Annotated in this window: 10 protein-coding genes; 4 read left to right on the forward strand and 6 right to left on the reverse strand. The window is 69.4% G+C overall.

The window, feature by feature from the left end; all coding sequences use genetic code 11:
- Positions 1-453 precede the first annotated feature (453 nt).
- Entirely contained in the window at positions 454-2,373 is a 1,920-nt protein-coding gene (locus IEY95_RS31255) for a cellulase family glycosylhydrolase (RefSeq protein WP_189189521.1), read from the reverse strand.
- Positions 2,374-2,963: 590 nt separating this feature from the next.
- The gene (gene argG, locus IEY95_RS31260; protein ID WP_189189522.1) at positions 2,964-4,409 is read right to left on the reverse strand and encodes an argininosuccinate synthase; all 1,446 of its coding nucleotides are present in this window, start codon (positions 4,407-4,409) and stop codon (positions 2,964-2,966) included.
- A 132-nt stretch (positions 4,410-4,541) separates the two neighbouring features.
- On the opposite strand from argG, the gene IEY95_RS31265 reads away from it, so the two are divergent.
- The 3 genes from IEY95_RS31265 (at position 4,542) to IEY95_RS31275 (ending at position 6,892) form a co-directional block, all read left to right on the forward strand.
- Complete coding sequence (locus IEY95_RS31265; protein WP_189189523.1) at positions 4,542-5,000, forward strand: MarR family winged helix-turn-helix transcriptional regulator; 459 nt, start codon at positions 4,542-4,544, stop codon at positions 4,998-5,000.
- An 11-nt stretch (positions 5,001-5,011) separates the two neighbouring features.
- Positions 5,012-5,431: an SRPBCC family protein gene (locus tag IEY95_RS31270; protein WP_189189524.1), complete on the forward strand. Its 420-nt coding sequence runs from the start codon at positions 5,012-5,014 to the stop codon at positions 5,429-5,431.
- A gap of 396 nt (positions 5,432-5,827) precedes the next feature.
- The gene (locus IEY95_RS31275) at positions 5,828-6,892 is read left to right on the forward strand and encodes a LacI family DNA-binding transcriptional regulator (protein WP_189189525.1); all 1,065 of its coding nucleotides are present in this window, start codon (positions 5,828-5,830) and stop codon (positions 6,890-6,892) included.
- On the opposite strand, the gene IEY95_RS31280 is transcribed toward IEY95_RS31275, so the two are convergent.
- The 4 genes from IEY95_RS31280 to IEY95_RS31295 are packed head-to-tail and all read right to left on the reverse strand — an operon-like array spanning position 6,855 to position 11,468.
- A complete protein-coding gene (locus IEY95_RS31280; RefSeq protein WP_189189526.1) occupies positions 6,855-8,246 on the reverse strand; it encodes a glycoside hydrolase family 32 protein in 1,392 nt (463 codons plus the stop codon). The genes IEY95_RS31275 and IEY95_RS31280 overlap by 38 nt on opposite strands.
- Positions 8,243-9,097: a carbohydrate ABC transporter permease gene (locus tag IEY95_RS31285; protein ID WP_189189527.1), complete on the reverse strand. Its 855-nt coding sequence runs from the start codon at positions 9,095-9,097 to the stop codon at positions 8,243-8,245. Before IEY95_RS31285 ends, IEY95_RS31280 begins: the two co-directional genes overlap by 4 nt.
- 14 nt (positions 9,098-9,111) lie before the next feature.
- Positions 9,112-10,062 carry a carbohydrate ABC transporter permease gene (locus IEY95_RS31290; RefSeq protein WP_189189528.1) on the reverse strand — a complete coding sequence of 317 codons (951 nt, stop codon included), beginning with the start codon at positions 10,060-10,062 and terminating at the stop codon, positions 9,112-9,114.
- Positions 10,059-11,468 (reverse strand): extracellular solute-binding protein, encoded by a 1,410-nt coding sequence (locus tag IEY95_RS31295; protein WP_189189529.1) that lies wholly within the window; start codon positions 11,466-11,468, stop codon positions 10,059-10,061. Before IEY95_RS31295 ends, IEY95_RS31290 begins: the two co-directional genes overlap by 4 nt.
- A 168-nt stretch (positions 11,469-11,636) precedes the next feature.
- Here IEY95_RS31295 and IEY95_RS31300 point away from each other — a divergent pair, with 168 nt between their 5' ends.
- Entirely contained in the window at positions 11,637-13,181 is a 1,545-nt protein-coding gene (locus tag IEY95_RS31300) for a glycoside hydrolase family 32 protein (protein WP_189189530.1), read from the forward strand.
- The last annotated feature ends 27 nt before the right edge of the window (positions 13,182-13,208 follow it).

The raw sequence follows: 13,208 nt of genomic DNA on the forward strand, positions 1-13,208 counted from the left end.
GGGACGCATGCCACCAGATCATGTGCGCCGTTTGTCTGTTTCCGGATGGCAAGTCTCCACATGTCGCCCGGGAGTCATGTACTACCGAGCCGCGTTGGTGCGGGAGTGCGGCGTGACGGATGTCACTATGAGTCGGTGCAACCATTCCCGACGGGGCGACGGGGAGCGGTTCGGTAGGGGCCCACCACCCGCCGTGCGTTTCTTCGGCAGCGCGGACTGCCCGAGGCGCCCACTCCTGGTGAACGCCAGGAATCGTGTTCGCGAACGCTGCTGAGATGTCGACCTTGGACACGTCCGGCATGGTCCGGCGCCCACAGCCCGAGGACGGTGTCCAGGGGGACAGCGGTAACCCGACGCCCCGCTCCGGCGGCTGAGGCTGCGGTGGACTCGGCCGCCCCCAGGGCCGGGTCCACCCTCACCTGTCCGGTGGCGTCGGTCAGGACAGCCGGTGCCTCAGGGTTGCAGCGGGCTGCAGTACAGGGCCGCGGGCCCTGGAGTACTGCCCAGGCGGGTGGTGAAGGCGATACCGGCGGCGTATTCGTCGGCGGCGCACTGGCCTTTGTAGTGGCCGTGGGCGAATTCGCCGCCGGCTCCATCGGTGGGCCGGTTGTCGGAGCGGTCGAACCAGAGGGTCCGTCCAGTGCGGCCCAGCGAGGCGCGGGCGGGCGCGCACAAGGCCGCCGACACACGGTCACCGCGGCGGCTGTAGCCGATGAGGAACTGCCCGGCGGGGCACTGGAGTTTGGTGTAGCCGCCAGCCCAGTCGCCGCCTGCGGGGACGTAGCGTTCGTCGGAGACGACCGTCTGGGCGTTGCCGGCGGCGCGCAGGTCTCCAGTGGTCGTGTCGGTGCACAGGCCACGGCCGCCCGTATGGCTGAGGCCGATCAACCGCAGGCCGTCGGGGCAGGCGGCCTTGTAGGCTCCCGGATCCCAGTCACCACCGGCCCGCACCCGCAGAGACTCGACATGGTCGCCGTGGTCGGTGGTGAGCATGCGCCACACCGGCGCCGGCGCGACGTACCCGGTGCGGGTCGGGGACGTCATGAGGTGATCCCAGGCGGTGCGGCGCCAGTCGCCCTGGTCGAGGATGCCGGACCGTCGCCCCGCGGTGTCGTAGCGCAGCAGGGCCCAGTCGTCGTGGCCCTCCCATCCGACCAGGGGCCAGTAGGCGAAGTCGGTGTCATGGTCGGCGAAGTAGTCGGTGGTGTTGCCGAACCAGGTGCGGGCGGCGGTGCCCGTCTCATTGGCTCCGATGCCGAACTCGCTGACCCACACCGGCGCGGTGTAGTGCTGTCCTCCCGTGGTGACGAAGAAGGCCTGGTCGGCGAGGACTTGGTAGAGCTGGTCGCGGGTCAGGTCCTGGTAGCGGGGATCGTGGGTCTCGCCGATCCCGGTGGCGCCACTGTGCCGGGGACCGGTGTAGCCGTAGAAGTGTGCTGAGTAGACCAGCTTGTGAGCGTTTACGAGAGTGTGCGAGAGCGTGCGCGCGGGCGTGAGGGTGGGGCGCTCGTGCGGCAGTCCGTCGACGGGCAGACCGGTCCAGTTGATGCCCTCGATGACGATGAGGAGATCGGGATTGGCCTCGGTGAGGATGCGGTCGGCGGCGAGTTGTGCCGCGGCGTACCAGTCGTGGCTGTCACCCAGGCCCCAGTTGGGGTCGTCCATGATGTCGCGGCGTACTTCGTTGTAGAGATCCGCGCCCACGACACGGGAGTCGGTGGCGTAACGGCGGGCCATGAAGACCCAGTCGTCGGCCCACTGCTGGGTGGACTGACTGCTGTTCCAGCGCTCGTTGCCGTCGATGCCGCAGCACCAACGGGAGGTGTTGGTGTGGTTGTTGAGGATGACGGCGAACCCGCCCCGGGTGAGTGCGGCCACGACGGCGTCGTAGATCTGCAGAGGCGTTTTGCCGCGCAGCTGCGGGTTTGCTGCGACAGCGGCGTCCGGCACGGCGGTCGTCGTGTGGATCATCTCGTTGGAGAACGGCAGCCGGATGCTGTTGATGCCGAGTTCGTGGAAGTCGGCGAGCAGCTGGGACAGCGGGGCGCGGTCCAGGCCGAGGGGTATGCCGTACGTGTTCTGGCCGGCGTGATGGTTGGCGGGATCGGCGGTGCTGCCGCTTCCCGTCCATGAGCCCTGAGCGCCGTCCCAGTTGGCCGACTTCAGGCGGAACCGGTTCCCTTGGGCATCGACGATGTACCGGCCGCGGGTGGACAACGGCGCCTGCCAGGTGTCGGCCGCCGGGGGAGTGGTCTGTGCGGAGGCTTCGGAAGCGGGGTGCTCCGGGACGGCGGCGACCGCGGTCGGCGCTGTGGTCAGCAGCGTGAGAACCGCGGCTGTTGCTGTCAGGTACTGGACAAATCTGGTCGGCATTCGGTCCTCTGCGGGCGCGCGGTGGGGAAATGGACGATCAGTGGCTGCCACCCTACGGACGAACACCGGCCAGGTCGACGTCAGTTGTCGCCACTGTGCTCATCCGTCGGCGCGCACGAGTCGGGACCGCGCCGCGGACTTCCGGTGACACGTGTGAAATGGGCTGCCGACCCGGAGTTGAGCGCCGTCCGAGCTCTGCTCGGCGCCGACGAGCGTTGGTCAGCTCGTTCGGGCCTGCTCCCTCCCCAAGGTTCAGAATCGGCTTCGGTTCGTCCGATTCAATTCGTAGTTCGGGACGTCCTCTGCCCTTCGGCGGGGATGAACACAATGACGTAGTCCTCGAATCCCGCGCGCAGGCCCCATTCGTCCCGCTCCATGGCCGCCTCGTAGCGGGATCGGGAGTCCTGGCGGCCCTTGGCACAGACAAGGACGGTGTAGACCTTGGGAGGGCCTGACCGTACGTGACGGCGAGTTCCGCATGGGGGCACGGTGGAAGTGGAATGGCCGGCTCGACGCCTTTGGCGCCGAGCCGGCCATTCCGGTGATCCATCTCCCTCGGGGATGTCGAGGGGTCCGCTGGGCGGGGTCGCTCAGTCCGTGCCGGACTCCATCGCGGCGCGGTCCAGCATCTCGTCGTCGCCGGTGACCTCGCCGCGGGAGGCGATGGCTTCGGCGCCGCCCTCCGGCATGGTGCCGATCAGCCCGGTTGCGGCCGCCTGGGCGGCGCCGATGGCGGGGCTGCCGGTGCCGATCAGGCCGAGCCCGGCGTACTGCTCCAGCTTGGCGCGCGAGTCGGCGATGTCGAGGTTGCGCATGGTGAGCTGGCCGATCCGGTCCACCGGGCCGAACGCGGAGTCCTCGGTGCGCTCCATGGACAGCTTGTCCGGGTGGTAGCTGAACGCCGGGCCCGTGGTGTCGAGGATCGAGTAGTCCTCACCGCGCCGCAGCCGCAGGGTCACCTCGCCGGTGACCGCCGAGCCGACCCAGCGCTGCAGCGACTCGCGCACCATCAGGGCCTGGGGGTCCAGCCAGCGGCCCTCGTACATCAGCCGGCCCAGGCGCCGTCCCTCGTTGTGGTACTGGGCGAGGGTGTCCTCGTTGTGGATCGCGTTGACCAGGCGTTCGTACGCCGCGTGCAGCAGGGCCATGCCGGGCGCCTCGTAGATGCCGCGGCTCTTGGCCTCGATGATGCGGTTCTCGATCTGGTCCGACATGCCCATGCCGTGGCGGCCGCCGATGGCGTTGGCCTCCATCACCAGATCGACGGGGGAGGCGAACTCCTTGCCGTTGATCGTCGCCGGACGGCCCTGGTCGAAGCCGATCGTCACGTCCTCGGTGGGGATCTCGACCGAGGGGTCCCAGAACCGCACACCCATGATCGGCTCCACGGTCTCCACGCCCGTGTCGAGGTGCTCCAGCGTCTTGGCCTCGTGGGTGGCGCCCCAGATGTTCGCGTCCGTCGAGTACGCCTTCTCCGTGCTGTCGCGGTAGGGCAGGTCGTGGGCCACCAGCCACTCCGACATTTCCTTGCGGCCGCCGAGCTCGGTCACGAAGTCCGCGTCCAGCCAGGGCTTGTAGATCCGCAGGTGCGGGTTGGCGAGCAGACCGTACCGGTAGAACCGCTCGATGTCGTTGCCCTTGAAGGTCGACCCGTCGCCCCAGATCTGTACGTCGTCCTCGAGCATCGCCCGGACCAGGAGGGTGCCCGTGACCGCGCGGCCGAGCGGCGTGGTGTTGAAGTAGGCGCGCCCGCCCGAGCGGATGTGGAACGCCCCGCAGGTGAGCGCGGCAAGGCCCTCCTCGACCAGCGCCGCGCGGCAGTCGACCAGGCGGGCGATCTCGGCACCGTAGGTCTTGGCACGTCCGGGCACCGAGGCGATGTCGGGCTCGTCGTACTGGCCGATGTCGGCGGTGTAGGTGCACGGGACGGCGCCCTTGTCGCGCATCCACGCGACCGCGACCGAGGTGTCGAGGCCGCCCGAGAAGGCGATGCCGACGCGTTCGCCGGCGGGAAGGGAGGTGAGGACCTTAGACATAGGAAGAGTATGCATCTTCGCGCATGGTCATGCAAAGCCGCTTCAGGTTCTTTGTCGCACACTCGGTGCGTCTGCGCGCTGCGAGCTCAATGTTGTCTTGACAAGAGTTGTCACGTCAGTCATGGTGGAGGGGTGACAGCCACACCAAGCGGCTTGCGTGACCATCTCGGCTACTGGCTCCGTCGGCTCTCCGACGAGGTGCACGGGCGCTTCGAGAAAGAACTCGCCCGTCATGACGTGACCGTCTCCCAGTGGGCGGTGTTGGTCACCGTCCACCGCGGCGACGCGACGACCACAGGGGAGGTGGCCCGGTATATCGATATCGACGCAGGCGCCGTCTCGCGCCTGGTCGACCGCCTTGCCGCCAAGGGACTGATGACGCGCGAACCGGACCCGGCCTCGCGCCGCAGCCTGCGCCTGACGCTGACGCAGGCCGGGCGCGACCTGGTTCCCGAACTGGCCGTGATCGCCGATCGCAATGACTCCCACTTCTTCGACTCCCTCACTCCCCAGCAGCGCGAACAGCTGGAGGGGTGGATGCGCCGCCTCGTGGGCGAAGCCCAGCGCGACACCATGGGGACGAACAACTGAAAGGCCCTGGCATGAGCACCACCGTGACCACTGCCCGATCCGTCACCAAGACGGTCAGCATCGACCGGCCCGTCGCCGACGTCTTCGCGTTCCTCGCCGACGCGGCCAACTGGACCCGCTGGGCCATCGTCAACGTCCAGGCGATCGAGCCCACCGACGAGCCCGACTGGTGGCTGATGACCACTCCGCACGGCCCCGCCAAGCTCCGCATCCGCGGCGACGCCGAACAGGGTGTCCTCGACCACGACTATGTCGAGGAGATGGCCTCCTGGCGGGTCCCCGCCCGTGTCGTCCCCAACGGCGCCGGGAGCGAATTCATGATCACCTTCTTTCAGCCGTCCACGTTCACCGACGTTTTCTTCGACGAGCAGACCGCCCTGGTCGACACCGAACTCGCCACCCTGAAGCAGGTGCTGGAAGCAGACGCATGAGCCTGCCCACGGGGTGGAGCCCCCCAGGGGGTTTCTGATGGATCTCCGCGGCGTCGCGACGCCCGGCACGCACTCTCGCCGCACCGGACAAAAGCCCTAGTAGCTCCTCCCCCACGCTCGGCTTCGCTCGCGCGGGGGGACCCCCATCGAGGACTTCCGCCCGGCACGCCGCGAGCACGCACCGAACGCCGCTCCTTCTTCCACGGAGATCCATCAGAAACCCCCTAGTCGCCGGCGGCCAACGGGCGCTCACCGAGTAGCAGGGCCCAGCGGCGGTCCGTGCCCGACTTCCCGCCGAAGGCGGATGGCCACGCGGACGGCGCCGCCGCCCCGGTCGCCGATAAGGTGGGGAGTGATCAACCGGGCGGCGGGTGGGGGATGAGGGCAGCGGACGGCATGGGCAGCACCGAGGACAGCCACACGACGGGAACCGGGCGTCCCACGTCCCGGGATGTCGCCCGGCTCGCCGGTGTGTCGCACACCGCGGTCTCCTTCGTGTTCAACGGCCGTGCCGATGGCAACCTCTCGCTCGCCACCCAGGAACGCATCCGCCAGGCCGCGGCCCAGCTCGGCTACCGCCCCGACCCCGTTGCCCGCGGCCTGCGCCGCCGTCGTACCGCAGTGATCGGTCTGATCACCGACGAGATCGCCTCCTCGCCCTTCGCGGGCCGGCTGCTGCGCGGCGCCATGGAGACCGCCTGGGACAGCGAGCATCTCGTCCTGACCGTCGACTCGGGCGGCGACCGGGCCATGGAGGACGCGGCGGTCGCCGAACTCCTCGACCGCCGCGTGGACGGCATCATCTACGCGGCCATGTCCCTGCGGCGCGTCCGTGTTCCCGAGGGACTGCATCGCACCCACTCCGTCCTCGCCAACTGCCTGCCCGAGGACAACTCCCTGCCCGCCGTCGTCCCCGCCGAACGCGCCGGAGGCCGTACGGCCGCCCGCCTGCTCCTCGGCCAGGGACACCAAAGGATCGCGCTGGTCGGCGGCCTTGACGACATCGCGTCCTTCGAGCGCCTGCGCGGATTCCGGGACGCACTGCGGGCGGAAGGGATCACCGTCCCCAAGGAGTGGGTCGTACGGACCGGAGGCGAGATCTCCAGCGGCTACGAGGGTGCGGCGCGGCTGCTCGACGGTGCCGGCGTCGACCGGCGCCCCACCGGGATCTTCTGCTACAACGACCGGGTCGCGGCGGGTGTCCTGCATGCCGCGACCCGGCTCGGGATCGCTGTTCCCGACGACCTCTCGGTGGTCGGATATGACGACCAGGAGCACATGGCCGCCTTCCTCGCGCCGCCCCTCACCACGATCGCGCTGCCGCACCGGGCGATGGGCGAGGCCGCCACCCGGCTGCTCCTCGACGCCATCGACACCGGCCGGACGCCCCCCACCGCCACGCGGCGCATCGCCTGCCCCGTGATCAGCCGCGCGTCGGTGGGACCTGCTCCCACCCCATGACGGCCGCTGCCGATCCCGTCACCACGAGCTCCCGTACGTCGTCGGGGCGCCGGTAGACCCGCTCGGTGACGGTGACCCGGTCGTCGACGAACAACTCGTACAGGGAGCCGTCGACAAGGATCCGGAACCGGAGCTCTTCCCGGGGCGGCACCCGCACCTCGATCGGCGGGGCCCCCTCGTCGCCCGTCCGGGGCCAGCCGCCGCGGTCCAGCGTCACGGTGCCCGCCTCCGGGTCCAGGCGGACCGTCAGCTCCTGGCCCGAGGCGGACCGGAGCAGACTTACGGTCGTCCGGGCGCGAGCGGTGACGCTCAGGTCGTACGCCTCGGGGAGTGCGGTCCGGCCCGGTGCGGTGACGAACGGCTCGGCGGCGCGCAGCAGTTCGAGCTCCTCGGCCGGGGAGACCCGCAGCGACCCGTCCGGGTGTACGTCCACCACTCGGGGCGCTGTGAGGACGCCGGCCCATCCGGCGCGCACGGCCTCGCTGGGATCACGTGCCTCCCAGGACCAGCCCCACATCAGGGCCCGGTCCGCCTCCTGGAGCACGGCGGGGGCGTAGAAGTCCCGCCCGTGATCGAGCCGGCCGGCGAAGCGTGCCTCGAAACGCAACTCCCCCTCGCCGTATGGTTGCAGACGTCCCATCAGGTAGCCCGTGGCGCACGGATCTCCGTCCCACAGTGAGACCACCAGCCCCCATTCCCCGCTCGCCGTCGCGTACATCTGCGGGCACTCCCAGCCGACCGCCTTGTCGCCGAACGCGTCCCCGGCGACAGGGTCGTTGCCGTCGACCAGGACCCCCGCGAACCGCCAGTCGGCCAAATCGTCGCAGTCGTACAGCAGGACGGACGGCGTACCGTCCGCGTGTCCTGCCCCCACGAGCGCCCAGCGCCGGCCGTCGTCGGCGAAGACGAACGGGTCGCGGAACATCACCACGTCCAGACCGGGCGGTGGGCCGGTCACCACCGGCGTGGGCAGCGGCTTCCACTCGGTGAGCGTGGCGTCGTCGGGGTCCGTCGCCCGCGCCAGGCAGATGGTGCCGAGGCCGGAGTGGTGACGGTCGACTCCCGTGTACACAGCGGTCGGCACACCTCCGTCGTCGACCACGCACCCGGACCAGCAGCCCGCCTCGTCCGGGCCGCCGGGCGTCGGAGTAAGGGCGATCCGGTGGTGGTCCCAGTGGGCGAGGTCGAGGCTGGAGACGTGGCCCCAGTGGATGTCCGCGTGCACCGGCGCGTTCGGGTTGTGCTGGTAGAAGAGGTGGTGGCGGCCTCGCCAACGGAAGGGCCCGTTCGGGTCGTTGATCCAGTGGGAGGGCGGACGGACCCGGAAGCGCGGCGCATGGGGGTCGTGGCTCAACGGTTGACTCCTGCGGAGGTGATGCCCTCGCGGAGAGGGCGCTGACCGACGACGAACACGGCGACGGCAGGGAGCATGGAGAGGACGACACCGGCGAGGACCACCGAGATGGAGCCGGTGCCGAGGTTGCCCTGGAGGGAGACCAGGCCCAGCGGCAGGGTGTAGTTCTGGCCGGAGGTCTCGAGGATCAGTGGCCGGAAGAACTCGTTCCAGTGGTAGTTGAAGGCCAGCACGCCGACGATGGCGAGGCCGGGCGCTGCCAGCGGTGCGTAGACGGACCGGAAGATCCGCCAGGGCCCGGCGCCGTCGAGCATGGCCGCTTCGCCCAGGTCCTTGGGCATACCCAGGAAGTACTGGCGCATCAGGAAGGTGCCGAACGCGGTCGGGAAGGCCGGCACGATCAGGCCGAGCAGGGTGTCGGTCAGGCCCATCGACTTCAGCACCAGGAACACCGGCACGATGGTGACCTGCAACGGCACCATCATGGTCGCCAGCACGAGCCCGAACAGCGGCTTCTTGAAACGGAATTCGAGGCGTGCGAAGGCGTATCCGGCCAGGCCCGCCGTGATCATCTGGCCCACGGCGATCAGCGCGGTCACGAGCGTGGAGTTGAGGGCGAGCAGCCATACGTCGATCTGGTCGAAGACCCCGTGGTACGCCTCGGTGGTGGGATGCGTCGGGATGATCCGCGGCGGCAGGTCGAAGGAGTCGGCCGGGGTGCGCAGCGAGGTGGAGACGGTCCAGATGACCGGCCCGAGCGTCAGCAGGGCGCATACGGTCAGCCCGGCGATCCGTGCCCAGGGCGCGAGTGAGTGCCGCGTACGGCTCAGGGACAGCGTTGCTTGGCTCATGGGACTCACCCGGCTCACTGGTAGTGGACGAAACGCCGGCTGAGCCGGAACTGGAGGGCGGTGACCGCCATGATCAGCACGAACAGCAGCACGCCCACCGCGGACGCCTCGCCGAACCGGAGCTGTTCGAAGGCCTTCTCGTAGATGACCATCACGGCGGTCCTGGTGGAGTCGCCGGGCCCGCCGTTCGTGAGGACGTACGGCTGCTCGAAGACCTGGAGCGCGTTGATGATGCCGACGACCGACGCGACCAGCAGCGTGGGCGACAGCAGGGGCAGCGTGACGGTGAGGTGTTTGCGCAGGCCGGTCGCGCCGTCCAGGGCGGCGGCCTCGTGGATCTCCTTGGGGATGTTGTTCAGGCCTCCGACGAACAGCAGGAAGGAGAAGCCGAACTGCTGCCAGACGTACACGAGAATCACGGCGGCCATCGCCGAGTTCTCCGATGTCAACCACGGCACCGGGGCGATCCCGATGAGACCGAGCAGCCAGTTCACCACCCCGAAGTCCTGGTTGAACAGGTACTTCATCACCACCGAGATGGACGCGGCGGACAGTACCAGCGGGAAGAAGAACGCCGAGCGGAATACCGACCGCAGCCACACCGGCATCCGTCCGTTGACGGCCAGTGCCAGCACCAGGGCGATGAGCAACTGCAGTGCCACCGCGAACACCATGAACACGAGGGTGTTGCGGAAGGAGACCAGCACGGTCGAATCGCCGAACACCTCACGGTAGTTGGCGTCCCCGGCGAAGCTCGGGGAGTCGATCACGTTCCAGTGGAAGAGGCTGAGGACGACCGAGCCGGCGATCGGGACGACGGTGAAGACGACGATGCCGACGATCGTGGGTGCCAGGAACAGCGCGGCCAGCAGCCGGGTGCCGCGCTCGCGGGCGGAGGGCCGGCGGGCGACCGCGAGCGGTGCGGCCGGGCGTGTGCGTACGGCCGGGGTCTGGGTGTTCGTCATACGTCACGCTCCATGGCCTTCTCCAGGTCGCCCTGCATCCGGCGCAGCGCAGGGCGCACCGCCCGCGGGGAGGCCAGCGCGGTACCGGTGTGCTTGAGCAGCACCTGCTCGACCTCGGCGACCTGCGGCGGCGCGGGGATCGGCCCGGTGTCGGGGAACTTGTCGAGGGTGTCGTAGAAGACCTGCCAGTGCGCCGGGCCGGTCTCCTGGTAGCGGGTGCCGGTGAGCATCGAGCGGCGCGCCGGGGTGGTCTGGTTGCCCTTGAAGAGCTGGGTCAGGGTGTCCCTGCGGGCGGAGTACTTGATGAACTCCCAGGCCTCGTCCTGCTTCTTGGACGTGCGCAGCAACGCGTAGCCGGCCGCGCCGAACTGGTGGCGCTGGGTGCGCCAACGCGGGAAGTACTGCACGTCGTAGCCGCTGGGCCGCATGCCTGCCAGATGCAGACCGCCGGCCCAGAAGCCGCCCGCCGGCGTGACGCCGACCCGGCCGGTGGAGAACACGCCGACCAGGTTGCTGCCGTTGCCGCCCTCGGGTCGGGTGCACAGGTCCTCCTGGATGAGCGAGGCGAGGTAGTCGTACGCCTCCGCCACGCGGATGTCGGTGGCCTGCGGGGTGGTCCACCGGAAGCCGCCTCCGCGCCCGCGCCGCTGGGCGGCCGGGTAGAAGGTGTCCCACAGCCAGGAGCCGCCGGGCGCCTTGGACTCGGCGAGCAGGTTGGTGCCGTTCGCGAACAGCCAGGGCACCACGCCGCCCCACAGCCGGTTGGTCCAGAAGTACGGCGTGAAGTGGGAGCCGCTGGAGCGCTTCATGTCCCGCAGCAGCGCGGTGAAGTCGTCGCGGGTCCAGTCGGCGGCCGGGAAGTCCGCGCCCGCCCGCTTGAGCACCTGCTTGTTGAGATACATGTCGGCCGCGTTGAACTCGACCGGCAGCTGGTAGAGGCTCCCCTCGTACATCATCGACTCCACCAGCGAGGGGTGGACGTCGGCGAAGTACTCGCGCAGCTCGGCCCCGTCCCGCTTCACCCAGCGGTCCAGGGGGACGCCGAGGCGCTGGGCGAAGAGCTGGACGCCCTCGGTGGCGACGTAGACGAGGTCCGGAGCGGTGCCCGCCGCGATCTGGGTGAGGATCTTCGCGAAGAAGTCCGACCAGTCGACGGCCTGCACCGCGTTGATCCGGAGCCTGATGCCCGGGTGCAGTTTCCGGAAGCCCTCGCTGAGGCTGCGGACGGCGGCTTGGTCGAAGGCGGAGCCCAGGGTGGCGACGACGAGGGAGCCGTCGTCGCGGCCGGGAATGTCGGCTCCGGTGAGCCGCTCCCAGCTCGCGGCGGTGCCGGCCAGGGCGGCGGCTCCAGCGCCGTAGGCGCCGTACCGCAGCAGGGTGCGGCGGGAGAGGTGCGAGTCGGTCATCAGACGGGCCTAACTCGTGTTAGTTCAGGGGTGATGCCCCAGATGATGTGAAGCGGGTCGCGGCACTGTCAAGGGTCGTGAACGCTTGACCTTTAACGAGTTAGGTCTACAGTCCTGGTTCCACATGAGCCACCGTTCGCATGACTCGCACGAGAGGAACGATGCGTGATGCGTGGGATGTCCAGGAGAGCCTTGTTCGCCGGGTCGGCCGCGGGAGCGGCCGCCGTGGCGCTGCCCGCGGTGCCGGCCGTCGCCCGCCCCAAGGGCGGGAGATCCGGCGCGAGTTACCGCGCCGAGTACCACTTCACGGTCCCTGACGCGTGGAAGAACGACCCGCAGCGACCGGTCTGGATCGATGGTGAGTACCACTACTACTACTTGTACAACGCGGACTACTTCACCGGAGCCGTCGGCACCGCCTGGCGCCTGGCCACCAGCACCGACCTGGTCGCCTTCCGGGACCGCGGTGTCGCCGTCCCCAAGGACACAACCCCGAACGGGGACGTCTGGTCGGGCTCGGCTGTCGTCGACGCGGACGGCACAGCGGGATTCGGCGCGGGCGCGGTCGTCGTCATCGCGACGATGTCCCACGACGACGGGCCCACCTCACAGGCGCAGTACCTGTACTACTCCACGGACGGCGGCCGTACCTTCACGAACCACGGCACCGATGCGGTCCTGCCCAACCCCGGCGTGCGCGACTTCCGCGACCCCAAGGTGATCCGGGACGAGGAGCGCGACCGATGGTTGATGACGCTCGCCGAGGGCACGAAGATCGGCTTCTACCACTCCGACGACCTCAAGAGGTGGACGTATGCGGGCGGCTTCGTCAAGGACGGGATCGGCACGCTGGAGTGTCCCGACCTGTTCCGCATCACGACGGCGGACGGTACGGCGAGGTGGGTCCTGGGCGTGAGCGCGAACGGCAAGGGGTCGGGGCTGCCGAACACATATGCGTACTGGCCGGGCTCCTTCGACGGAAACGCCTTCACCGCCGACGCCGCCGACCCGCAGTGGCTCGACCACGGCTTCGACTGGTACGGAGCCGTCACCTTCGACAAGCGTCGGGCTGACGGCTCCGTCGACCCGCGCACCCGGAACGCCCTGGGCTGGCTGAACAACTGGGACTACCCGAACATCACTCCTACGATCGACTGCGACGGCTTCAACGGCACCGACTCGATCGTCCGCGAGATCACGCTCGAGCGCGCCGCTTCCGGCGCGTACTACCTGGCCTCGCGGCCGATCGCAGCCCTGGACGACCATGTCTCGCGCACGGTGCGCCTCGGCGACCTGAAGGTCGACGGCAGCCGAGTGCTGGACTACACCGGCGTCGCCTACGAGCTCTCCTGCGAGATCGCCTGGGATCAACTCGCGGGTGCGGGCGTGCAGTTGCGCCGCTCGGCCGACGGCGGACGGCACATCGACGTGGGCGTGTACGGCGACTACGCGTTCGTCAATCGGCGCGGTGCCGTCAACCCCGACACCTCCGGCAAGTGGCAGGAGAGCCACACCCCGTTCGACCCCTCCGCGCGCAAGGTGAAGCTGCGGATCCTCGTGGACCGCACGTCCGTCGAGGTGTTCGTCGACGACGGCCGGTACGTGCACTCGATGGAGGCGTTCCCATACCTCGTCGACACCGGGCTCGCGCTGTTCACGATCGGTGGTGCGGCAGTGTTCCGGAACACGGTGATACGGGAGTTCAGGGTGTGATACCTCCCGCGCGGGCATGACCGAGGT

This window comes from Streptomyces albiflavescens (genome assembly GCF_014645835.1).
Taxonomy (GTDB): domain Bacteria; phylum Actinomycetota; class Actinomycetes; order Streptomycetales; family Streptomycetaceae; genus Streptomyces; species Streptomyces albiflavescens.

Coding starts and splice junctions, on each gene's coding strand:
- IEY95_RS31255 (WP_189189521.1), bottom strand. CDS start 2,373: ATGCCGACCAGATTTGTCCAGTACCTGACAGCAACAGCCGCGGTTCTC.
- argG (WP_189189522.1), bottom strand. CDS start 4,409: ATGTCTAAGGTCCTCACCTCCCTTCCCGCCGGCGAACGCGTCGGCATC.
- IEY95_RS31270 (WP_189189524.1), top strand. CDS start 5,012: ATGAGCACCACCGTGACCACTGCCCGATCCGTCACCAAGACGGTCAGC.
- IEY95_RS31275 (WP_189189525.1), top strand. CDS start 5,828: ATGGGCAGCACCGAGGACAGCCACACGACGGGAACCGGGCGTCCCACG.
- IEY95_RS31285 (WP_189189527.1), bottom strand. CDS start 9,097: ATGAGCCAAGCAACGCTGTCCCTGAGCCGTACGCGGCACTCACTCGCG.
- IEY95_RS31290 (WP_189189528.1), bottom strand. CDS start 10,062: ATGACGAACACCCAGACCCCGGCCGTACGCACACGCCCGGCCGCACCG.
- IEY95_RS31295 (WP_189189529.1), bottom strand. CDS start 11,468: ATGACCGACTCGCACCTCTCCCGCCGCACCCTGCTGCGGTACGGCGCC.
- IEY95_RS31300 (WP_189189530.1), top strand. CDS start 11,637: ATGCGTGGGATGTCCAGGAGAGCCTTGTTCGCCGGGTCGGCCGCGGGA.